The 22,707-nt window shown below is 55.5% G+C and carries 20 protein-coding genes and 1 pseudogene; 3 read left to right on the forward strand and 18 right to left on the reverse strand.

The window, feature by feature from the left end; translation table 11 throughout:
• The first annotated feature begins 288 nt into the window (after positions 1-288).
• On the forward strand, positions 289-1,461 hold the full coding sequence (locus AC1DFB_RS09750; RefSeq protein ID WP_480921159.1) for an AsmA family protein: 1,173 nt from the start codon (positions 289-291) through the stop codon (positions 1,459-1,461).
• Positions 1,458-2,936 carry an AsmA family protein gene (locus AC1DFB_RS09755; RefSeq protein WP_480921160.1) on the forward strand — a complete coding sequence of 493 codons (1,479 nt, stop codon included), beginning with the start codon at positions 1,458-1,460 and terminating at the stop codon, positions 2,934-2,936. The genes AC1DFB_RS09750 and AC1DFB_RS09755 overlap by 4 nt, the downstream gene beginning before the upstream one ends.
• Before the next feature lie 267 nt (positions 2,937-3,203).
• Here the strand turns inward: AC1DFB_RS09755 and AC1DFB_RS09760 are convergent.
• Positions 3,204-3,911, reverse strand: a pseudogene (locus AC1DFB_RS09760) (IS6 family transposase).
• Here AC1DFB_RS09760 and AC1DFB_RS09765 point away from each other — a divergent pair.
• Positions 3,838-4,905, forward strand: coding sequence for a hypothetical protein (locus tag AC1DFB_RS09765; RefSeq protein ID WP_480922641.1), 1,068 nt, complete (start codon positions 3,838-3,840; stop codon positions 4,903-4,905). The pseudogene AC1DFB_RS09760 and the gene AC1DFB_RS09765 sit on opposite strands and share 74 nt — an antisense overlap.
• Positions 4,906-5,216: 311 nt before the next feature.
• On the opposite strand, the gene AC1DFB_RS09770 is transcribed toward AC1DFB_RS09765, so the two are convergent.
• The 17 genes from AC1DFB_RS09770 to AC1DFB_RS09850 all read right to left on the reverse strand — a co-directional run bounded on the left by AC1DFB_RS09770 (position 5,217) and on the right by AC1DFB_RS09850 (position 22,608).
• Entirely contained in the window at positions 5,217-6,224 is a 1,008-nt protein-coding gene (locus AC1DFB_RS09770; protein ID WP_480758746.1) for a LacI family DNA-binding transcriptional regulator, read from the reverse strand.
• Positions 6,225-6,229: 5 nt separating this feature from the next.
• Complete coding sequence (locus tag AC1DFB_RS09775; protein ID WP_480758745.1) at positions 6,230-7,399, reverse strand: dihydrodipicolinate synthase family protein; 1,170 nt, start codon at positions 7,397-7,399, stop codon at positions 6,230-6,232.
• A 4-nt stretch (positions 7,400-7,403) separates the two neighbouring features.
• A complete protein-coding gene (locus AC1DFB_RS09780) occupies positions 7,404-7,712 on the reverse strand; it encodes a Dabb family protein (RefSeq protein WP_480921161.1) in 309 nt (102 codons plus the stop codon).
• A gap of 2 nt (positions 7,713-7,714) precedes the next feature.
• Positions 7,715-9,301 carry a GMC family oxidoreductase gene (locus AC1DFB_RS09785; RefSeq protein ID WP_480885673.1) on the reverse strand — a complete coding sequence of 529 codons (1,587 nt, stop codon included), beginning with the start codon at positions 9,299-9,301 and terminating at the stop codon, positions 7,715-7,717.
• A gap of 16 nt (positions 9,302-9,317) precedes the next feature.
• Complete coding sequence (locus tag AC1DFB_RS09790; protein WP_480921162.1) at positions 9,318-10,076, reverse strand: 3-ketoacyl-ACP reductase; 759 nt, start codon at positions 10,074-10,076, stop codon at positions 9,318-9,320.
• Entirely contained in the window at positions 10,073-11,563 is a 1,491-nt protein-coding gene (locus tag AC1DFB_RS09795) for a GMC oxidoreductase (protein ID WP_480885669.1), read from the reverse strand. Before AC1DFB_RS09795 ends, AC1DFB_RS09790 begins: the two co-directional genes overlap by 4 nt.
• Positions 11,560-12,672 carry an ABC transporter ATP-binding protein gene (locus tag AC1DFB_RS09800; protein WP_480885667.1) on the reverse strand — a complete coding sequence of 371 codons (1,113 nt, stop codon included), beginning with the start codon at positions 12,670-12,672 and terminating at the stop codon, positions 11,560-11,562. Before AC1DFB_RS09800 ends, AC1DFB_RS09795 begins: the two co-directional genes overlap by 4 nt.
• A 6-nt stretch (positions 12,673-12,678) precedes the next feature.
• Positions 12,679-13,560, reverse strand: coding sequence for a carbohydrate ABC transporter permease (locus tag AC1DFB_RS09805; RefSeq protein WP_068340098.1), 882 nt, complete (start codon positions 13,558-13,560; stop codon positions 12,679-12,681).
• A complete protein-coding gene (locus AC1DFB_RS09810) occupies positions 13,560-14,453 on the reverse strand; it encodes a carbohydrate ABC transporter permease (protein WP_170511643.1) in 894 nt (297 codons plus the stop codon). Before AC1DFB_RS09810 ends, AC1DFB_RS09805 begins: the two co-directional genes overlap by 1 nt.
• Positions 14,454-14,554: 101 nt before the next feature.
• Positions 14,555-15,793: an ABC transporter substrate-binding protein gene (locus tag AC1DFB_RS09815; RefSeq protein WP_480922606.1), complete on the reverse strand. Its 1,239-nt coding sequence runs from the start codon at positions 15,791-15,793 to the stop codon at positions 14,555-14,557.
• Between the two features lie 68 nt (positions 15,794-15,861).
• Positions 15,862-17,385 (reverse strand): aldehyde dehydrogenase family protein, encoded by a 1,524-nt coding sequence (locus tag AC1DFB_RS09820; protein ID WP_480921163.1) that lies wholly within the window; start codon positions 17,383-17,385, stop codon positions 15,862-15,864.
• 4 nt (positions 17,386-17,389) lie between these two features.
• Positions 17,390-18,157: an enoyl-CoA hydratase/isomerase family protein gene (locus tag AC1DFB_RS09825; protein ID WP_170511638.1), complete on the reverse strand. Its 768-nt coding sequence runs from the start codon at positions 18,155-18,157 to the stop codon at positions 17,390-17,392.
• Positions 18,154-19,725 (reverse strand): acyl CoA:acetate/3-ketoacid CoA transferase, encoded by a 1,572-nt coding sequence (locus AC1DFB_RS09830; protein WP_480758729.1) that lies wholly within the window; start codon positions 19,723-19,725, stop codon positions 18,154-18,156. Before AC1DFB_RS09830 ends, AC1DFB_RS09825 begins: the two co-directional genes overlap by 4 nt.
• The gene (locus AC1DFB_RS09835) at positions 19,725-20,726 is read right to left on the reverse strand and encodes a Gfo/Idh/MocA family protein (protein ID WP_480921164.1); all 1,002 of its coding nucleotides are present in this window, start codon (positions 20,724-20,726) and stop codon (positions 19,725-19,727) included. Before AC1DFB_RS09835 ends, AC1DFB_RS09830 begins: the two co-directional genes overlap by 1 nt.
• 211 nt (positions 20,727-20,937) lie before the next feature.
• On the reverse strand, positions 20,938-21,762 hold the full coding sequence (locus AC1DFB_RS09840) for a TauD/TfdA dioxygenase family protein (protein WP_480758724.1): 825 nt from the start codon (positions 21,760-21,762) through the stop codon (positions 20,938-20,940).
• Between the two features lie 43 nt (positions 21,763-21,805).
• Entirely contained in the window at positions 21,806-22,213 is a 408-nt protein-coding gene (gene gloA2, locus AC1DFB_RS09845; protein ID WP_480758721.1) for an SMU1112c/YaeR family gloxylase I-like metalloprotein, read from the reverse strand.
• Positions 22,214-22,233: 20 nt separating this feature from the next.
• Complete coding sequence (locus tag AC1DFB_RS09850) at positions 22,234-22,608, reverse strand: winged helix-turn-helix transcriptional regulator (protein ID WP_480758719.1); 375 nt, start codon at positions 22,606-22,608, stop codon at positions 22,234-22,236.
• Positions 22,609-22,707: the final 99 nt, after the last annotated feature.

A 22,707-nucleotide genomic window follows, 5' to 3' on the forward strand; every position in this document is an offset into this window, starting at 1 on the left:
TAATTTGGTTGATGCGTCGAGCCGCTGTAGTCAAAGCTAATGCAACTTGCCCGTTTATGGATTGTTAAACGCGCTTCAAGCCAGCTGTTTTGAAACTGGGTCAGCAGCACATCTTAAATTCTGACCTTTAACCATTTCTTAGCCGTCCGACCGATTCCGCAAGCGCAGTCGGCTAAATGGTCAAGGTCATTTAGGGTTCAGCAAAATAAGAAGCCACATATTCCATTAACATGATGCTTTAATGGTCTAGTCTGCCCAAGAAAGGAATCAGAACCTTAGGAGAAAAGCGTGCGGTTCATCACAAAAGGTGTAATGGTTTGTTGCGCTGTCGCGTTCGTCGGCGTTGTTGCGGCTTGGCTTTTCCTGTCATCTGCGTTGTTTTCTTCTGTCAGAACCACTTTTGTTGAAAACCTGATCTCAACGAAACTTGGTCAGGACGTGTTAATAGAAGATGAAGTGCGTCTAGGCCTTGGTCGGCAACTGCAGGTATCCGCAGCGGGATTGGTACTACCCGGCGCGATCAAGACCAAAGCGAATCTGGCGGCAATCGACAAACTTGAGTTCAATATTTCTGCCCGCGACCTTTGGAACAGCAAATTGTCGCTGAGTGAGCTTTCTATCTCGGGTGTTCACCTCAACTTGATCACGGACAAAGACGGTGTCGGAAACTGGCAGTCCGCTTCCCAAACGGGCGCTAAAGCCGGGGATCCGGCCAAACCTGCAAACCTGTCTGTGGCTGGAATTCTAACGGACCAAAAAATTGACCTGACCGATGTTGCCGTTCTTTACCAGAACGATCTAAACGGGCTTGTGCTGGATCTGCAGCTTCCTGAGCTGTTTTTAAAGCGTGATACGGAAACCGACGTTGCGACCGCGGTTGGGGCTGGTTCACTAAATGGAGAGAAGTTTGATCTGAACGCGAGCATTCCCGCGGACGACCCGTTTCAGGTCGCAGTGAACTTCGAACAGATTGCGATTGCCGCCGAAGAAGTCCCTGAAGAGAACGGGCTACAAGTGAATACGACCATAGAGGTTGCCGAACTTGGTCAGCTTCTTGATATCCTGAAACTCAATCGCGTTCTGGAGGGTTCAGGAAGCATTGGTGCAACATTCAAATCAGTCGACGGCGTAGCCCGGATTGATGACCTGGCTGTATTGACTGAATTGGATGGTGGGCAAAGCCTTTCGCTGACGGGACAAATCGGAGAGTTGGGAAACCCAGAAGACGTATCCCTGACAACCCGCATTCGGTTGTACCCTGAAGATGCTGAACCCGCCCCAGCCGCGTCGCGGTATGATCTAAAACTAATAGCAGTTGACATGGTTATCGATAGCGTACCCGGGCAGGTCCCGCAGCGGCAAATGGTCATTGAAACCAACGGGTTCACATTGGATACCTCTGGTGAAGGCCCCCCCCGATTAAGTTTTCCGAGCTTTCCAGAACACCCGAAGGCGCCTTGAGTGTTGGAAACATCAATTTGAGAATTGGGAACCCTGCTGATCCATTTATCATTTTGGACGGTTCGGTCGAAGACGCGTTGCAATTACAAGGCATATCGGCCGACGGGTTAATGGATATACCCGCAAGCAGCTTGATCTCACCAGAGCTTCTGGGACCGGATGATCAACTTGGTCGATTTTCTGGTAACTTTCATTTGAACGGCGACATCAATCAGCTTTCGCTGACAAATTTGGATGGCCAGACAAGCGAAACGGAACTTTGGAACCTTGAGGTGCATGGCTCTGTCAAAAATGTGCTCAAATTCGAGAACCTGGACTTGGCAATTCAAGTAGAAGTCCCCTCCGGAGCGGACCTGTTAGAAGCCCTATCGCTTGAACGGGTGGAAACTGGACAGGCTATCTTTGAAATTGGCCTTGCCAGCGAAGGAACCGATTGGGATGCGAATGCCAAAGTCAAGGTTGCCGACTCTGTCCTGCAAATTATGGCCGATCTTGATGATGCAACGAGTGATCCTGTACTGCAGGGTTCCATAGAGAGTGACTTGATAAAGATAGATCAGATCCGAACCATCGTTCAGGCCGCTGCACAATTGAGGAAAATTGGCGGTCCAGAGCCCGACGAGGAAGACGTCATTGAGGAATCCGGCGACACTAGTCCTCTAAGAGACGTAACACTTAAACCTATTGGGCGTTCAATTCTCTTGTCCGGTATGGATATGGATGTCGACGTTGATCTTCGGCACATAGAGGGCGCCAAAGGCATCAGCAGTTTGCAGAGTGAACTGACGCTCAACGAAAATGAACTCAAGGCCGGACCTTTGAATTTTGAATACGGAGGTGCTCATTTCGATGTCAGCGGACAAATGGATCTATCGAACGACGCGCATCTGCTCACGCTGACCGGCACAGCAGGCGGCTGGCAGCTGGATGAAATTCTTCACAACCTGAACTTCAAAAAGGGCGCAAGCGGTACCATCTATGCAGATTTTTCGGTGACCGGCGGAACCGATTCACCTAAGCATTTTGCCAACAGCATGAACGGCAATGCCACGGTCTCAATGCGTGACGGCTCGATCGAGACCCAGCTTTTGGATCTGGCAGGGCTAGGGATACTACCTTGGGTGTTTACCAAAGAGAAACAAAAGATTGCTCCGATCGTATGTTTGCGTGCACCGATTAGTATTTCCAATGGAAGTATTTCGACGAAACAAACCACATTGGAAACAGATCATGTCCAAGTTGTCGTCTTTGGCGGTGTTAATGTGGCGGGGAAGGTTTTGGACCTAAATCTGCAGCCCCGCAAGATTGGCGAACCGCTTTCGAAGAGTCCCTGGCCCGTGACCTTGAAGGGCCCACTAGCAAAGCCGAAGATCAAGGTCAAAGACGGTCCCAAGCGACTGAAACGATCGGATGGTGCGGACAAAATGCCGGCAAAAAGAAAACTTTGCGTTCCGGATATTCTACAACTGCAGTAGTGGCGAAGGCAGTCGATATAAGAACACAAATAAAGTTCAAAAGGAATGACATCGCTTTCTGGATGCGATCTTTGCTTTGGGTTTTCTCTCGAAATATTCCACACTTTAGGCGAATGGAAACTCTCTTAGAGTTCAGCCGACATGATGGAAGGACTTTGAGACGCAAATGGAAAAACGTGTGCACTATTGAAATGGCAGCTAAAGTAAAATCAATAGTGCTGTCAGACTAATTCGAACCAATCTCAGTTTGCCGCGAAAACCGCAAACCTATCCGGAACAAAGTTGACGCCACTCGCTAAGAGCGTCGGTGAAGATCAGCTTGAAGGTGTCTCGGCTGGCTAGTGATCTTTCCTGGTTGAAGTGGTTGTAGACTGAGGAATAGACGGAGGCGAAATTCTGTAAACTTCGCATGCGCCTGAAACGCAGCATCGCGCGTTCGCGTCGTCGAAACGGCAGGTGCGAATTCTCGACGCGGTTGTTGAGCCACCTGCCCGTCTGTTATTTTTCGAGCGCGCCCATTTCTCTGAGCGCAGCCTTGTAGGAAGCGAAGCGATCTGTGACGATCTCTTCGGCGCAACCGTGCCGCTTCAAAAATTTCTTGAGGAATTTCAGTGCTGCAGCTTTGTTTCGGCGTTTGGTAACAACTGCTTCCAGCACTTCACCTTCGTGATCAACGGCCCGCCAAAGGTAGTGTCTCTTGCCATTCACCTTCACGAAAACCTCATACACGTGCCACTTCCATTTGGAGAACACGCGCAGTTGCTGAACACGCTTTTTTCGGATCTCAACAGCAAACACCGGCCCGAACCTGTTCCACCAATATCTGACGGTCTCGTGGCTCACGTCGATGCCTCGCTCGTGCAACAGATCTTCGACATTCCGAAGCGAGAGCGGGAAACGGATGTACAACATCACCGCAAGGCGGATGATCTCTGGACTGGTTTTGAAGTATTTGAAAGCGGCCGGTTTGATCATCTTGAAACGCTACGCAACCACCCTGCCCCGCTCAAGCAAAGTTCTTCTGACAAGACCCGCAGAGGTTCAAGAGGCGATTTCCGAAGTGCTACAGGGGAAGTCTTACTTTCCGGTCGACACCACTATCGGTGTGCTCAAAGCTACCGCGCCTGAACTCGCTGCTTCAGCCAAGAAGATACTGAACTTTATGTTCCAGGTACTGCTAGGGTTAATTCCGGCAGCAGGCCTTATTGCCGCGGTTACCGGTTTTCTGTTGCGAGAATACTGGGGGCAGATTGGCGTTCGCGTGGTGGATATCGGCGCGGATGCGAGCACCCGTGTAGCAGAGCTTGTTCTGACGTTTCTTGTGCCTTTGGGGTTTCTGGGTCCACTTCACTTTGTAGAAAACTGGCGCGGGGCATTGAAGTCATGGGCAAACGGCCGCCCCAGACTTCGGATGCTAGGCAAGAAAATCAAACCCGTAAGAATTGGGAAAACTACGCTTGGAGTTATCATTGCCAACGAGCGAGTCCAATGGGTTGCCGTCGCGGCGATCGTTCTGGCAATCACTGTTCCACTAGACTTTTCTGGCGGCAGAATTCTTACGATCATCTTGGGCGCAGTCGTCGCGCTGGTAATGCTCGCAAACCTGTTTTTATTGGAAGATTACCTTCCCGAATTGTTGCGCCCATCTAAGCAAAACATCGGGAAAGCGCTGGTTATAGATGGAATGCTGTTCTTGGTCCTGTTGCTCGTATTGAGCGCTGAAGTCTTCCTGTTGGGACCAGATCTTCGCCAGGACGGGCTGCACGGGTTTCTTGCCCCAAAAGTCCTCGACCTTTCTGCACTGCCTATAATGGTGACCGACATAAACGAAAATTTCGGACCGCTGGAAGCGCTTTATCTAGGTGGAAATGCAGATCTGTACGTGCTGTTTGACCCTTGTGACAAGGTTGTGCGAATGATCACCGTTGGTTCATCCAGGGTCGAGCACATCCCCCAGGTTCAATGCTAGCCTAAGGCAAATGACGGCATTGTGCGCAAACAAACCGTTTTTGGGTCAGCCCAGCGAACGGCTAACTGACCGACAAAGCCATAAGCGAATTGATGATACAAAGCGTGAAAGCCCCTGCGGGATTGTGGGGGCTTTTGTCTGGCCAGTTTGCAACCACCTCAGAACCCAGTACTGCTTTTCGGACCAGAGCGGAATTCAAATGACTTTATCGGCATGATCCATGCGCATTTGAAGCAATTTTTTGACGAACCAGACCCTTCCAACACTTTTAGAACAAGGCGCCACGTAACAATGGCCTGTATTGCCTTTGGTTATTCTTTGTCTTTCGTGGTTTGCCTCAAAACCAAGCGCGTGGAGGTGCGAGCATGTTGTGCCGGCGTAACTCCATCCTGCAGCCATAGCAATACAGTGTCCGCCACTTGTTCGCCAAACTCAGAGACGCCGCAGTGTACCGTCGACAGTGCTGGCCAGCATTCCGAGGCTTCCTTGATGTCGTCGAAACCAACGATCTGAAACTCCGTGCCAATCTTAACCTGAGTTTCATGGCAGGCATTAATCATCCCGAAAGCAACAAGGTCATTAAAGCAAACTGCCGCGTCGCACTCCGGATGCTCCTTGAAAAGGCTGATCGTTGCTTCATGCCCAAATGACCGACTGGATTTCCCTGTCTTCACAATAGGCTGCAAGCCATTGCGCTTCATTGCACCAATGTAGCCAGACAGTCTTTCCTGAGTGACTTCAGCGCCATCCAGGCCTCCGATAAAGGCGATGTTCCTCGCGCCTGTGTCGATCAGGTACTGCGTCGCCGCGCGCCCACCCTCTGAATAGTCGGGGGCGATAAAGGGAAATCTGGCCGTTTCGCTGTCAACTTGCCGCAAGACCTGCATCAAAGGGATGCCGGCTCGCTCGACCGCGGACAAGGTGTTCGAGACATCGCCATAAGCAGGCGATAGGATCAAGGCGGAAACCCCATGCTCCAGCATCGCGCCCACCACCTGGTCCTGAAGCTCGGGGTCTTCGTTTGTATTGGCCACAACGACTGCATAGCCTCGCGACCCCAGTGCCATCTGCAAGGAAGTCGCAAACTCAGTGAAAAATGGGTTGGTCAGGTCGTTGATTACCAAACCAATAAGCGCCGTTCCCGTGGATCGCAGATTTGCCGCCGACCGGTTGTAGACATACCCAATTTCTTTCATCGCAGCATGAACCAGCTTGCGCGTATCCTGCTTCACCTGCGGACTACCCTGCAGCACTAGGCTTACAGTCGATTTGGAAACACCCGCCGAGTTGGCGACATCTATGATCGTGGGTCTGCGCATTCAGGCTATTGTTCAACTCCATGCAGGCTGAGAAGCGTGGTCATCCGTGCTTTAGCCAGTTCCGGGTCCGAGAGCAAACCGGCCTGATCCGCAAGTTTGAAGACTTGCGCGAAGTGGCAGATATCGCGGCTGGATTGGAACCCGCCCGGCATGATGAAATGAGACTGCGACCCGTTTAGCCACGCCAGATATGCGATCCCTCCTTTGTAGAACCGGGTCGGAGCCTTGAATATCTCTCGGCTGAGGGGAACGGTCGGAGCGAACAACGCGTTGTAGAGATCCATGTTTCCCATCGCCAGCGCTTCAAGCGCCTGACTGGCGGCGGGGGCAATAGCGGCAAAAATTCCAAGTAGTGCATGGGAAAAATGTGTGCCATCCCCGGCAATTAGGTCCGCATAGTTAAAGTCATCGCCGGTGTACAGACGCACGCCTTCAGGCAGCCGCGCCCGGAAGGCTTCTTCGTGCGCTTGATCCAACAGAGAAATTTTGATCCCGTCCACTTTGGCCGGATTCTCATTGATCAAAGACAGGACGAAATTGCTGGCGGTGTCTACGTCCGAACTACCCCAATAGCCAGTCAGAGCGGGGTCGAACATGTCGCCCAGCCAATGCAGGATCACCGGCTGAGCCGCGCCATCGATCAACGCGCGATAGACGTCATGATAGGTATCGGGGCCAGCGTTGATCGCCGGGAAAGCGCGCGAGGCCATCAGGATCAATTGGCCACCGGCAGCCTCAATCGCTTCGGCCTGATGTTCGTAAGCCGACAGGATTTCGCCAGCGGTGTTCAATGCGCTCAGCGGCAGGTGGTCTGTCCCTGCCCCACAGGCCACGCGGGGTGACATTGGGTGCGCCTTTGCTGCCGCCATGGTGCGCTGAATCAGCTCCAACGCAGTCGCCCAATCGACGCCCATCCCCCGCTGAGCAGTGTCCATCGCCTCGGCCAGACCCAGCCCCTGATCCCAGAGCCCTTGTCGGAAACGCAACGTTGCGTCCCAATCCACCGCCGGACGGCCATCCCAGGGGTCGCGTTCCGTCAGCGGGTCCGAGACCACATGCGCCGCTGCAAACGCTGTGCGCGTCAGAGGCACCTGCGGCTTGCGCGGTACTAACGGCGTTCCGGTCAGCGCATAGGGTTCCAGCTGCCCCTCAGGGTTTGGCAAAATCAATTTCACTGTCTCAAACCTCCAAATCCAGAACCAGAATGCCGTCGATGCCACCCACGGCGTTCTCGACCAGTTGCGCGCCCAGCGCTTTGTGCGTTTCGTTGTTCTGATAGGTCTCCAGCACGCCCCAATCGTTGAAGTCGATCACGAACCCATGCATGTATCCGCGTTCGATCTGCTCGGGGCTCTCACTGCGGCCCCCGGTAAACCCGCTGGCCCCGGGAAGGGCCTTGGACACGTCCTCGAGACCTTTGTAGATGGCTCCGATTGTCTCCTCGGTCACGTCGGCGCGGAATTTGGTCAGTACGATATGGCGGATCATTTTTAGAAACCCTGATCTTGTTTGATCATGTCGGAAGCTTTTTCTCCGATCATGATTGTAGGTGCATTGGTGTTCGATGAATTGACCGTCGGCATAATCGACGCATCCGCGACGCGAAGCCCTTCGACCCCATTGAACAGCAGGCGCGGGTCCAGAACGGCTTCGGCATCGCTGCCCATACGACAGGTACCAGCGCAGTGGTGCGATGTTTTGGAGTGTACACAGATAAAATCGAAATAATCCTGCTCGGTCCGCACGTCCGGGCCCGGCAAACGTTCTGCCAAGATGTACGGCTTCAGCGCATCCTGAGCGAGGATCTTCTGCACCAGCTTCAGACCCCGAATGGACATCTCGCGATCGTAGGGATCCGCCAGATAGTTGGGATCTATAAGCGGCATCATCGCGGGGTCAGAGCTTTGCAACCGGACGGTTCCGCGTGATCTGGGTCTCAGAAAACAGGCGTTCAGTGTAACCCCACCGTTGGGCATCGCCTCGACCCCTGCCTCAATGCCGGTACCAAGCCCCAGATGCATCTGAAGATCCGGCGAACGCGCATCCGGGTCTACGTACCAGAACCCACCCGTTTCGAACAGGCTGGACGCGACCGGTCCCTTGCGGGTGAAAAGGTATTGCAGGCCTGCAAAAGCTGAAAGGTGCAGCTTAGCGAAACGGTCGTAGGTGTGCGGGCCGGTCACTTCGCAGATGGAATATAAATCCAGATGGTCCTGCAAATTCGCGCCCACCTGCGGCTGATGAAAAACCGCGTCGATGCCAAGGCTGTCCAAATGATCCGCCGGGCCAATTCCCGACAGTTGCAACAAGCGCGGCGAACCGATGGCACCTGAGGACAGAATGACCTCTTTCGCGGCGGAGATCTTGTCCCCGTTCATCATCTCGACACCAGTCGCCCTGCCCTTGTCCACCAAAATGCGGCGGACCTGTGCGCCAGTGCGCACGGTCAGGTTCGGGCGGCTGCGGTTCGGCGCGATAAACGCCATCGCAGCAGAGGATCGTCGCGCATTGCGCTGGGTCAGCTGATAATACCCCGCTCCATCTTGTTTGGTCCCATTCACATCGCGTGTTTCAGGAATCCCCACTTCCCCAGCGGCCTTGATATAGGCATCGCAGATTGGCAAAGGGGCTGAGGGCATGGACACGCCCAGCGGTCCGCCCTTGCCGTGAAATTCGTCGTCGTAGGTGTCGTTGTCTTCGGACTTTTTGAAATAGGGCAGCACGTCGGCATAGCTCCACCCCTCGCAGCCCATTTGCCTCCAGTCATCGTAATCCTGAGCTGCACCCCGCGCGTAGATTTGCGCGTTGATCGCAGACCCTCCGCCGATCACCTTGGCCTGGGTGTAGTTGAAGACCTTGTTCTGCATGTGCTTTTGCGGAACCGTGGACCAGCCCCAACTGCCGATACCCTTGGTCATCTTCGCAAACCCGGCTGGTAGGTGAAAGAATGGGTGACGATCGGTGGCGCCGGCCTCTAGCAACAGCACATTCGCCGATGGTTCTTCGGAAAGACGCGCAGCGATCACCGAGCCTGCCGAGCCTCCCCCAACGACAATGAAATCATATCCTTCAGACATTCTTGTGTGCCCTGACTTACAGACGTGAAATCGACAAGCCGCCATCCACCGGGATGGCGGCACCGTTCGCAAAGTGCATGTGCCCTTGAACCAGTGGGACGACAACTGACCCAATATCCTCGGGCTCACCCCAGCGTGCCGCGGGAACAAGACCGCCCTCGATACGGTCGGTATACTTGTCGCGCACGCCCGCCGTCATCTCGGTCGCGATGATTCCCGGTCGCAGCTCAAAGACACCGATGCCTTCGGGGGCCAAGCGTACTGCGAACAACTGAGCCATCATCGCTGCGGCCGCCTTGGACACGCAGTAATCGGCGCGTTCGATCGATACCATTGTCGCGCTGACAGAGGTGACAAAGGTGATCGAACGATAGGTATCTTGCGTCTGCTCCAACATGCGCCGGGCCACCTCTTGCGCCAGAAAAAACGCGCCACGCAGGTTGATGCTCTGCACGAAATCCCAATTCTCGGGCTTCAGGTCCAGCATGTCACCACGCACTGGCGCCCCTACGCCTGCGTTGTTTATAAACGCGGTGATCGGGCCCAAATCGGCTTCGATCTGATCCAGTAGCGCCGGAACGTGATCAATGTCGGACACGTCGTGCTGCACATAAATTGCGCTTGGGCCAAGCTCTGCCAAAGTCGCCTCAACGACCGGTTTGTAGGGCGCCGAGCGAGAGGCTATTGCGACCTTGTACCCTGCGGCGATCAAGGCGCGCGCCACCCCGAGTCCAATGCCCTGTTGTCCTCCGGTCACCAATGCTGTTCCGGTCATGCGGCAAACTCCGTTTCAATAATGTGACGACCTGCCCGGAGTGCGAGTGCGGCTATAGTAAGAGCCGGATTCACTGCCGCAGATGTCGGAAGAACTGACGCGTCGGCGATGAACAGGTTCTTATGGTCGTGGCTGCGGCAGAACGTGTCGACGACACTGCTTGCCGGGTCATTACCCATCCGCGCTGTGCCGCATTGATGCGACGGAGTGCGCCGATCAAATGGTCGCGACAGTACCACAGGAAACCCCGCCTGCTTCAGATGCGCCTTTAGCCGCGCAACCAAGGCCTCGTGCGCCGCCCAATTCGAGCGTTTCCAGTCCAGCGTGATTTGGTCTCCTTCGACCGTCACCCGGCTGTCTGGGTTCGGCAGGTCTTCGGACATGGCATAGAAATCAAAGCTGCGATTGGCGATTAGCGCTGCAATTGGCCTCGGCAGGCTGGTTTGCGACGAAAGGATCGGCCCGGTGATCTTTCCCAGCATCTGAATATTGCCCAATGGCAAACCACCCTGCCCGCCGCTGTTGTAATAGTCGTTAAACATCAACGTTTTCTGATAGACCGCCCTATTTCGACGCAGCGGATGAAGGGCCAGCACCGCCGAACAATTGTGGTTCATAAAGTTCCGTCCGACCTGATCGGACCGATTGGCAAGACCGGTTGGACAATTGTCGTTCGCGGACTGCAGCAACAGTGCCGAGGACTGTACCGCACCTGCTGCAAGCACGATGACCTGCGCATGCAGGGTACCGTGACCATCAACTTCGACACTTGTGACACGACCAACGGCATCAGCCTTCAATTTTCGGACACGCGCGTCAGTTAAAAGCTCGACATTCCTATGCTTCAATGCCTCGGCGAGGGCACAGGTTTCGGCGTCCATTTTGCCGCCGCATGTATTGGGAAACGCATCCCAAGTTGTTTGCCCAGCCCGCAACCAGGTTTCAATATCCACGCCCAACGGCACTGAGGATGGCGTCAGGCCTGCGTGGCTTAGCCGGTTCCTCAGGTCTGCAATATCAACCTCATCCGGCACAGGTGGGTGCGGGTAACCCCTACTGTGCGGCGGTTCGGTGGGGTCCTCTTTGGTGGTCCCACGTGCGTCGTAAAGCTGTTCCGCGGTGGTGTAATCCGCCTCAAGCTCTTCATAGGGCATGGGCCAGCCGCGCGAGTAACCACCCATATGCTGACGCGGCTCAAAATCCTCTTTCCGATAGCGTATCAAAGCTGCGCCGTAGAACTTAGAATTTCCACCAACGCAGTAGTAGTTTCCGGGGTTAAAAGGTTTGCCTGCTCCATCTAGCCATGTTTCATCGGGGCGAAAGTGCCCATTGGCAAAGATCGCTTTTGGGTCTCGATCCTGCGGTGAGGGCTGCAACCGCTTTCCTCGTTCAAGGATCAGAATGCGACGACCGGACGGAGCCAACGCCGCAGCCAGCGTTGCCCCCCCGATACCCGTCCCAATGATTATGACGTCAGCTCGATTCATGGAAGAATCCGCATCTCGCTTTCGGGATCAAAAGCCACGGCCTTTTCCATGTTCACTGCAAAGTTGAAATCCTGACCCGGTGCCACTTCGGCATCCGAACGCATACGCGCGATCACATCTCGTCCACCCAATTGCATCGAGACGAAGGTGTCCGATCCAGCGGGCTCCGTCACCACGATACGGTTGGCCATCTGCGCGATGTTCGACGACTTTCGATCCGCGCCATCCATATCGGTGATAGTCTCTGGGCGGATTCCCAACAAGATCTCGCGCCCATCCCATGCGGCCAAGTTGTCCTGGCTGAACGGAAGTTGCGCCATAGATCCGTCGTGAACGGCGACCTCTGCATGAGGGTGGCCATTCAAAACCGTAACCTTGGCCGGTACCACGTTCATCGCAGGCGAGCCCATGAATGTTGCAACGAAGATATTCGCAGGCGTGTCATAGATTTCCTGCGGCGTACCCAGCTGTTGGACATAACCGCCGTTCATCACGGCGATCCGGCTTGAAAGCGTCATCGCCTCGATCTGGTCATGCGTCACATAGACGATGGTGGTCCCGAGATTTTGATGCAGCTTCTTGATCTCGGTTCGCATGTCGACGCGAAGCTTGGCATCGAGGTTCGAGAGCGGTTCATCGAACAGAAAGACATCAGGGTTCCGTACTAACGCGCGACCCATTGCAACCCGCTGGCGCTGACCACCCGACAACTGACCGGGCTTACGATCCAGCAACTGCTCGATCTGTAAGAGCTTGGCAACTTCTTGCATCGCTTTGTCGCGTTCAGGCTTGGGCACACCATGCATCTCAAGACCGAAAGTGATGTTCTGCCCGACCGTCATATTGGGATACAAAGCATAGCTTTGGAAAACCATGGCAATGTTGCGGCTGGACGGGTGCACCCCGTTCATCACCTGATCCTTGATGCGGATTTCGCCGCTGGTGATCTCTTCCAGCCCCGCGATCATGTTCAGCAGAGTGGATTTGCCACAGCCCGAGGGGCCAACCAGAACCAGGAACTCTCCTTCCTGCACCGAGATGTCGACTTTGTGCAGAACCTCGACCGCCCCGTAGGATTTGGTCGCGTTGTCTATGTCTAGAAAACCCATGAGGTCTTATCCTTTCACCGAACCCGCCATCAGGCCGCGGACGAAGTATCGACCGGCCACGATGTAGACGAGCAGAGTTGGCATGGCCGCCAGAATGGCGCCTGCAAAATGAACGTTGTATTCCTTCACACCGGTTGATGACTGCACCAGATTGTTCAGTGCCACCGTCATCGGTTGGCTGTTGGCATCGGCAAAGGACGCGCCGAACAGAAAGTCATTCCAGATGTTGGTGAACTGCCAGATGATCGAAACCACGGCGATCGGCCCGGAACTGGGCAGAAGAATGCGCCAGAAAATCTGGAAGAACCCGGCGCCATCAATCTGCGCCGCGCGGATCAGCTCGGTCGGGAACACAGCGTAGTAGTTGCGGAAGTACAGCGTGGTAAAGCCAATCCCGTAGACAACGTGGACAAGTGCAAGACCCCAGGTGGTGCCTGCCAGCCCGATTATGCCCAACATCCGTGCCATCGGGATAAGAACAATCTGGAACGGGATGAAGCAGGCGAACAGCATCAGACCGAATAAGATGGTGTCGTACTTGAAGCGCCATTTGGTCAGCACATAGCCGTTCAACGCCCCAAGAATGGTCGAGACGATCACCGCCGGAACCACCATCTTGATCGAGTTCCAGAAGTAGGGCTTCAGCCCTGTCGGATCGACGCCGATCTGCGCCGAAGACCACGCCTTGAGCCACGGCTCAATCGTGAATACCTGCGGCAGGTTCATCATGCCGCCGCCGGTGATCTCTTCCAATGGCTTCACCGAGTTCACCAGCATGACATAAAGCGGCAGCAGGTAGAACAGACCGAACAGAAGCAGCACCAGATATATCAACGTGCGCGTAACGCGGCCCGTTCGGATTGCGGTATCCTGAGTAGCTTGAGACATCAGCGTTTCTCCCGCAATTCGGCGTAAAGATACGGGATCATGATCGCGGCAATGGTCATCAGCATGATCGTGGCCGAGGCCGCACCGATCCCCATCTGGTTTCGCGTGAACGTGTAAGAATACATGAAGGTCGCGGGTAGTTCTGTGGCGCGACCGGGGCCACCCCCGGTCAGGGCGATGACAAGGTCAAAGGTCTTGATCGCCAGATGGCTGAGGATCACGAAGGCCGACAAGAAGGCTGGTCGTAGTTGCGGGATAATGATCCGGCGATAGAGGTTCCAGTTCGACGCGCCGTCCATCTGCGCAGCCCGCAGAATTTCATTGTCGATCCCACGCAGGCCAGCCAGAAACATTGCCATCACGAAGCCGCTCGTCTGCCAGACGGCTGCTAGAACAACTGTGTAGATGGCGTAGTCGCGATTCTTAATCCAGTCGAATTCAAAACTGGTCCAACCCCATGTGTGCATCACGTTTTCCAAGCCGATGCCGGGATCCAGAAACCATTTCCACGCGGTGCCGGTGACGATGAAGCTCAGCGCCATCGGGTACAGGTAGATCGGGCGCAGCAGCCCCTCACCGCGGATTTTTTGGTCGAGAAAAATTGCAAGACCCAGCCCAAAGCATGTGCAGATCACGATATACAGGCTGGCGTAGATGCCCATATTGATCAGTGATGTTTCCCAATGGCTCAGCCGCCACAGCTTGTCGTAGTTTTCCCACCCGACCCAACCAAAGGTCGGCAGAATGCGGCTGTCAGTAAAGGACAGGTAGACCGAAAACAGAATGAAACCGTAGACAAAGACCGTCATCATCGCGATCGATGGAGACAGGACTAGCTTGGGAATCCAGTTCTGAAGGCGTGTCTTGAAATCCGCGTCGGCTGAACCAGCCATGGCGCGCCCTCCTCGTTCGAGTAGTTGTAGGTCGGAGCGATTGCGCCCACTTGGTGACAGGGCGGCCAACCTGCCGCCCCATCGGGAGGATCACGTTAAGATCACTTGGCGATCGAAACTGCGTCGACCAGTTCGACTACAGCTGTCTCGCTGTCATACTCACCGTTGAAATGGGCTGTGACGACGTCATAAACCGCGTTCTTCACCGATGCCGGCGCGGCATGGCCGTGCGCCATCGAGCCAAACAAGTTACCCGACGAAGCCGCTGCTGCCAGATCCTTCATGCCCTGTTGGCCACAAGCATCCAGATCACTACCGTCCACGTCAGTACGAGCCGGGACAGAGCCCTTCACCTTGTTGAAGGCAATCTGGAAGGATGGCGACAGGATCGCGCTGGCCAGAGCGGCCTGTTCAGCCGATACCGAACCGCCCTGATCGAACATCATGAACTGGTCAGCATTGAAGGTGACCTGATCCTGAGTACCCGGGAAGCGGAAGCACAGGAAATCCTCACCCGGCACTTTGCCCGCGTTCAGGAACTCGCCCTTGGCCCAATCCCCCATCATCTGGAAACCGGCTTCACCGTTGATGACCATCGCTGTCGCCAGGTTCCAGTCTCGGCCCGAGAAATTCTCATCCACGTTGTCGCGAATGAATGCCATACGGTCGAACGCTTCTTTCATGGCGTCGCCGCCAAGTGTTTCCTCGTCCAGGTCAACGAAGGCTGCTTTGTAGCCATCGGGTCCAAGTGTCGACATCGCCACCGCATCGAAAATGGTCGCATCCTGCCAGGCTTGACCACCATGCGCGATCGGAGTGACTCCGGCGGCTTTCAATGCCTCAACCGCTGCGACGAATTCGTCCCAGTTGGCGGGCTGTGCAAGGCCGTTAGCGTCCAGCACCGCTTTGTTGGCCCAGACCCAGTTAGTGGAGTGCACATTGACTGGTGCCGAGACCCACTTGCCGTCATGCTTGGCAAAGGCTTTCAGAGCATCTGGAACGACATCATCCCAACCTTCCTTGGCGGCCACTTCGTTCAGATCGGCCAGCGCACCCTGATTGGCCCAATCGATAATGTCAAAGCCCAGGGCCTGAACGGCTGTTGGTGCGTTGCCAGCAGTGACGCGCGCCCGCAGAACGGTCATCGCCTGCTCACCACCACCGCCCGCTACTGGCATGTCGGTCCAGCCGATTCCTTGCCCGGACAGGTCGTCCTTGAGAACATTCAACGCTGCGGCCTCACCACCTGAAGTCCACCAGTGCAAAACTTCCACGTCTTCAGCATGCGCAAGGCTGGTCGTGCACAATAGACCGGCTACAAACAGCGATTTTGTCTTCATAAATTTACGCATTCTTGTTTCCTCCCTTAATGCGTTCTTCTTATACGGGACCAATCCGGTGCCCGGCTTTAGTCTTGCGGAACCCATGGCGCTCGGTTGTTGCCGATGCGCATGACCACTGATTTCACTTCGAAGAATTCCTCGAACCCGTAACGTCCGATTTCCCGCCCCTGCCCGGATTGCTTGAACCCACCGAATGCAACCTCGGGGAACCCGTCCATCCAGGTGTTGGTCCAGACCGTTCCCGTTTCTGCACGACGGGCGAATTCGAGGCAGGTGTGAACGTTTTCGCTCCAGACCCCTGCCGACAGACCGTAAGCGCTATCATTGGTTAGCGCGATTGCTTCGTCCAGTGTTTTGAACGTCAAAACAGACAGAACTGGTCCGAATACCTCATCCCGGGCTATTGGCATGTCGGGCGAGACATCAGAAATCACCGTCGGCTGGTAGAACTGAGCGCCCAAGCCTTCGACCTCCAGCGGCTCACCACCCAGATCAATAGTTGCACCCGAAGCCTGCGCCTGCTTGACGTACGCGTCGATTTTTGAGTTGTGCTCGGACGTTACGATAGCACCAACCTGCGTCGTCTGGTCCAGAGGATCGCCGAATTTGACTTTGCGCGACAGGGCAACGACACGCTCACGGAAATCGTCGGCTATGTCTTCGTGCACAATGATGCGACTGCTTGAATTGCAGCACTGGCCAACATTGAAATAGACACCAAACACAACCGCATCAGCGGCTGTATTTAGATCGGCGTCGGGAAAGATGACCTGAGGGTTCTTGCCCCCAAGCTCAAGCGCGACTTTCTTGAGTGTATCCGATGCTACTGCGCTGATCGTCTTGCCCACAGCCGTTGAGCCCGTAAAGCTGATCATGTCCACGCTGTCATGGCTCGACATCACACTGCCAACGGGAACTCCGTAGCCCAGAACGATATTGCATACACCGGCGGGCAATCCAGCTTCGACCAGCAACTCGCCCAGCATCAAGGTTGTCGACGGTGTCATCTCAGACGGCTTCACAACAACGGTGCAACCAGCCGCCAACGCGAAGGGCAGCTTCTGACTGAGAATCCAGAAGGGGAAGTTCCACGGCGTAATGATGGACACGACACCGATGGGTTCCTTCAGCACGACACCCATCATGTCTGCGCCAAGAGTGTTGTGGCTGTCGCCGTGTGTGCTGCGTGCCAATGAGGCCGCATAGCGCCAAAGGTCTGCTGCACCGCCGACCTCGCCCTTGGATTGGCTGATCGGCTTACCGCTTTCCAGCGTTTCGATCAGTGCGATCCGGTCGACATTCTGCTCAATCAGGTCGGCAACCTTCAGCAAAACGGTGGCCCGTTCTTTGCCTGATGCCCGGCTCCAATCACCGTTGTCGAACACCTTGCGCGCCGCCTGGATCGCGGCCTCGGCTTCAGCCTCGCCACCCAAGGCCGAACGGCTGACGATGTGCCCGTGCGAGGGCGAGCGCCGTTCGAACGTCTCACCAGACGCGCTATTCTGCCACCTGCCATCGATGAGATGCCGACCTTCGAACAACGGCGGCAACTCGAACGGGATGGCAGGGTTGATGGTGATATCTTTCATATTGTCAAAGGCCCGAAAATGTGGGGTTACGTTTTTCCATGAATGCGGCAACGCCTTCTTCGCGGTCCGCTGAGGCGGCAATCGCTGCGCTACCAAGGGTTTCGACCACGGCATGAGTGTCTTCACCGACCGCTGCATGGATCATGTTTTTTGAGATTTCGGTGGCGCGAGGCGAAAGGTCGCTAAGTTCGGCGGTGATCTCAAGCGCGCGCGCCAGAACGTCGTCAGTCACCTCGGTCGCATAGCCCAAGGCCACGGCGCGGTCAGCACCAATACGGCGCCCAAAGAGTGCCATCTCTTTCACCGCAGCCTCGGGAAGCAGCCGGGTCAACCGCTGCGTCCCCGACCAGCCCGGCACGATCCCAACCCGAGCTTCAGGTAAAGCCAGCGTTGCACGCGGAGTTATCAAGCGCAGATCGCAGCAACTGGCCAACTCCAGACCGCCGCCGAAGGCGTGACCGTTGATCGCAGCGATAGTCGGTTTGCCGATCCGTGCCAACCGATCAAAGATTCTGTGTCCGTCTCGGACCCAGTGACGCGCAAACTCGGCGGGGCTCAGACCACCCCATGCTTCAATATCGGCTCCGCAACAGAACGCTTTTTCTCCTGCGCCAGTCAGAACAAGCGCACGAATGGACGCGTCACGCTCGACCTCTCGCAAGCGAGCCTCCAACGCATCCAGCATGTCTACGGTCAGAGCATTGAGCTTGGGCACGTTGTCCAATGTAAGTACGGCTGTCGGACCCTCGATATGAAACCCAAGTTTGCTCACAGGGTCATCCCCATCGGGCCTAAAGCGAACAGAGATTTGGGCATCTGAACCGCATTTTCCGCGACTTTGACGCGACCACCCGATGCTTCGACAATATCGCGCTGCGCCTCGATGCCGGGCATGATTTCCGTAGCAACCAGACCCTGATCCGTAAGGCGAATGACGCAGCGCTCCGTCACATACAGAACGTCCTGACCGGTTTCCCGGGCACGGCGACCTGAAAATGTGACGTGTTCAACCTGATCCACCATCTTGGTGAACTTGCCCGGGGCATTCACCCGGATACCGTCCTCTGCGAGGTCGATCTTAGCGCCGGCTTCGAACCAGCCCGAGAATACGATCTTTCTGGCGCGTGCCGTGATGTCGACGAACCCACCACATCCTGCGGTCAGGTAGGGCTTCTTACCCAGTTTGGAGACGTTCACATTGCCTTCGACATCAACCTCGAGGAACGAGAGGAACGACATATCGAAGCCGCCGCCCTGGAAATAAATGAACTGCTGTGGGGACGGCACGAAAGCATGTGCGTTGGACGCGCAGCCAAAGGCAAATCCGGTCAATGGGACGCCTCCAACGGCCCCTTGCTCAATCGCCCATGTCACAGCCTGAGGATGCCCCTCTTCCAACAAAACACGCGGGACCATAGCGCTGATTCCAAAGCCCAAGTTGGCGCTCATGCCGCTGCGGAGTTCTTGGGCGGCGCGACGCGCGATGACCTTTTCGACGCCATGCTCGGCCAGTGAAAAGCTGTCCCAAGGGCGCATGATCTGGCCAGAAATCGCAGGATCATAAGACGTTTCAGTCGTTTGCATCTGCTCCGGGTCTTCAACGATCAGGTCGACCAGATGCCCCGGCACGCGCACTTCATGGGGGCGCAGGCTTCCGGCGGCAGTCACACGTTGAACCTGTGCGATCACGATCCCACCGTGGTTGCGGACGCAGATCGCTTGCTCTAGCCCGCCCAAATAAGCGCCTTCATGCTCATAGGTCAGGTTTCCGAACTCATCCGCTGTGGTAGCGCGCAAAATACATACGTTCGGGTTGATGTTTGGGAAGTGCAGCCAGGTCTGACCGTCGAACTCTCTCCGGTTCACGATGGGCGTTGCCGCGCCACGCGCATTCATCGCGCACCCTTCGCGGACAGGGTCCACGAAGGTTTCAAGCCCGACTTGCGTCAGAACACCAGGCCGATGCGCTGCGGCCTCGCGATGCATGTCGAACAGAATTCCCGACGGCACGTTATATGCGGCGACCCGATCCTCGACGATCATTTTCCAGATTTCCGGCATCTCAAGGCTGGAAGGGCCCGACGGGTAAGATCCGGCAAGAACGCGGCTTAGCAATCCATCCTGCGCCAGATAATCCATGCCCTTCACGCCATACATATCACCGGCGGCTATAGGGTGCAGCGTTGTAATGTTGCGCGGATGCCCCTCTGTGCGAAACCGTTCTCCAAGTGCCTTCAGCACGAGGTTAGGGCACCCGAGCGCAGAGGACGACGACACGGTGACAACCGCATTGTCTGGGATACGAGAAACGGCCTCGGAAACGGAAACAAGCTTGGTCATCAGAAACCGCCATAATCTATGTTGATACGTTCACCCGACGCTGCGGCCTCACGAACGCTCAGCGCGATTGACAGCGATTTCACTCCGTCAGGTCCGTCGGCAGCAGGACGGCCTTGTCCCGCCGCTGCGGAGACAAATTCCGAAACGCCTTGAACATAGAGAGAGTGGTCCGAAAACGGAATCTCTTCGCTTCCGGCTTCAGTCACCAGTTTTATTGCCCCAACAGGGCGCTGCGTCATGACGCCATCCGCAAAAATCGAGCCCTTGGTCCCGTGCACTTGCAGGCCCGACCCGGCAAAGGGGTGCGTAAAGCTTTCGTGCGTCGTGACCATCGCCCCCGATGGCATCGTCCACACGGACATGCACGAGTCTTCGACCCCCTGCCCCATCCCAGAGCTGGCCATTTGCGCGACGACGGAAATCGGGTCCTCATTGAGCAGGAACCGCGTGACATCCGCATCATGAACGACGATGTCGGGGATCACGCCGCCGCCGGCATCTGCTGAGTTAATGCGCCACCCCTGTAGGTTCCCGGGCAAATGTACCGCGTGATGTATACGCAGCGAAAGAACGTCGCCGACGCGCCCGTCTGCAATGAGGTCACGAATGGCACGATGGCTGCCAGAGCATCGCAGGTGGTGGTTTGTACCAAAAGTCACGCCAGCCGCTTCGGCTGCGCGCACCATTTCGACCGCTTCCGCCTGGGTCATCCCAAGCGGCTTTTCACATAGAACATGCTTGCCAGCCGAAATGGCTGCAATTGCCTGACCGTGGTGTTTCTCATTGGTCGAGGAGACGTAGACAGCCTGAACGTTCTGGTCAGTCAGGGCAGCGCCCAAGTCTGTGGTTGCGTTGGGAATTCCGTGTTCCCTCGCCCAGCTTTTAACCCGCTCAGGAGAATTGCTGACGACCCAGGTCACGTCGTTACCTGTCTGCTGGCGCACTGCAACCAACATGTATTGCGAAGCTATTGTGCTCGCTCCGACAAATGCCCAATTCATCCATTTTCTCCAAAATTGGAAGGTTCCAAAATCTTTAATGGAACGTTCCAATTTTTACAAGAGAATTTCCTTAGCGTGCCCTAAGTATAAGAAATAAAGCAGTAAATTAGACATCAACCGCTGTGTTGAATAGGGGCGTCGGGAATCGACAGATGTTAAAGTGTCGTCACGCCCAAACTGAGTCGCTGAGGTCCGCTTTGCGCCACTTGCCTCACTGCGTCAAGGCAACCCCTTCAACCGTCACCCGGTGCATAAGGCGTCGAAAACCGTGGTAGTCGTTGATTGCCTTGTGCCACGTGGCTCGGTTATCCCAAATGGCGATATCCCCTGTCTGCCAACGGAGGCGGCATTGGAATTCGGGCTGCTTACAATGATCATAGAGCATCCCAAGCACAGCTGCAAACTCATCTGAGCTCAACCCCTTGATTTCGGTGGTAAACACAGGATTGACGAACAGCCCTCGCCTGCCGCTCAGCGGATGCGTGATTACAACGGGGTGCAAAGCGTCTTGCGTGGCAGCTTCGGCATTACCCAGCCTGCCGCTTTTAGCGGCCTCCGAATCCACGATGCCGGCGCCAAAGACATGGCGAGAGGAATGCACCGCCCATAGGCCATCCAGAAAACCACGCATCGTGGGCGACAAAGCCTCATAGGCAGCAGCCATCGACACAAACAGCGTGTCGCCCCCGTGCGGCGGGACTTCCAAGGCGTGCAGAATTGAGCCCATGGCGGGTTCCTGATCATAGGAGTGGTCTGTATGCCAGCCCTCTCCCACAGCCTCTTTCTGATCCTCCTCTTTCAAAACCGTGGCAATCTCGGGATGGCCGTCGACCGGTTTGAAAAAGCGGTTCACGTTGATCGGGCCGAACCTTCGCGCAAAGGACAGATGCTCTTGCGGGCTAACGCTTTGGGCCCTCAGAACGATTACGGAATACTCTGCAAAGGCCGAATTGATCGCATCGAATTGATCTTCGCGCCGGATGTCCGCCCCGACGATTTCCGCGCCCAATCCACCGGTGAGAGGTTTTACTTCCATGCGCCTTCCTCCCTGCTTCTCTCAGTCTAAAGAACGAGGAATATCACTTCAACGCTATCGGCGCTACTTCATACAATTCCAATGGAAGATCGTCCGGATCACTGAAAAAGGTAAACCGACGTCCGGTGTGTTCATCGACACGGATGTCCTCGACGGAAACACCCTTCTGTTCCAGACTGTCTTTCAACGTCTCGATGTCATCTACAACAAACGCAAGATGCCGCAGACCCAGCGCTTCGGGGCGGGACGCGCGTTTGGGCGGGTTGGGAAAGGAAAACAACTCGATCTGAGAACCATCCGGCAACGCCAAATCCAGCTTCCAGGATTGCCGCTCTGCCCTGAAGTTTTCCGCAATTATCTTCAACCCAAGCGTTTCTGAATAAAACGCCTTGGACCGTTCATAATCCGAACAAATGACTGCAGCATGGTGGATTGCTTTCAGACCGCCCACAGACTCGTTCCCTTTTAAAATCAAATGGTTCGGTCCAGCTCTTGAGGCAATTCTTCGCTCCACTTTCGAAGCTCATTAAGAAAACCAAGCGCTGTCTGGCCAAAATCGGTCACCGAGTATTGCACGGAAACAGGGGATGTATCCATTACCTGCCGATGCACCAGGCCCCGTTCCTCAAGTTGACGCAACCGTTCGGTGATCATCTTCTTGCTGGCCCCTCCGATCATACGCGACAGGTCGTTGAAGCGCACCGGGCCATCCTTAAGGTGCCACAAGATCGATCCGGTCCATTTTCCGCCAATGATCCGCATACCGCGTTCGATTGCACACGGCTCCAGACAGGCCTCCGAGACCCGTCGACGCCCCTTTGCATCCTCGTCAATCCGCGCTCGCATTACCGCCCTTTCACCCAGGCAACTAGGTTACTAAAAGTATACTAGTTGATTTCTTACACCCGCACAATCAAATGCTCTCTGAACCCGCCCAGAGTCAAG

The organism is Ruegeria sp. S84 (assembly GCF_056583445.1).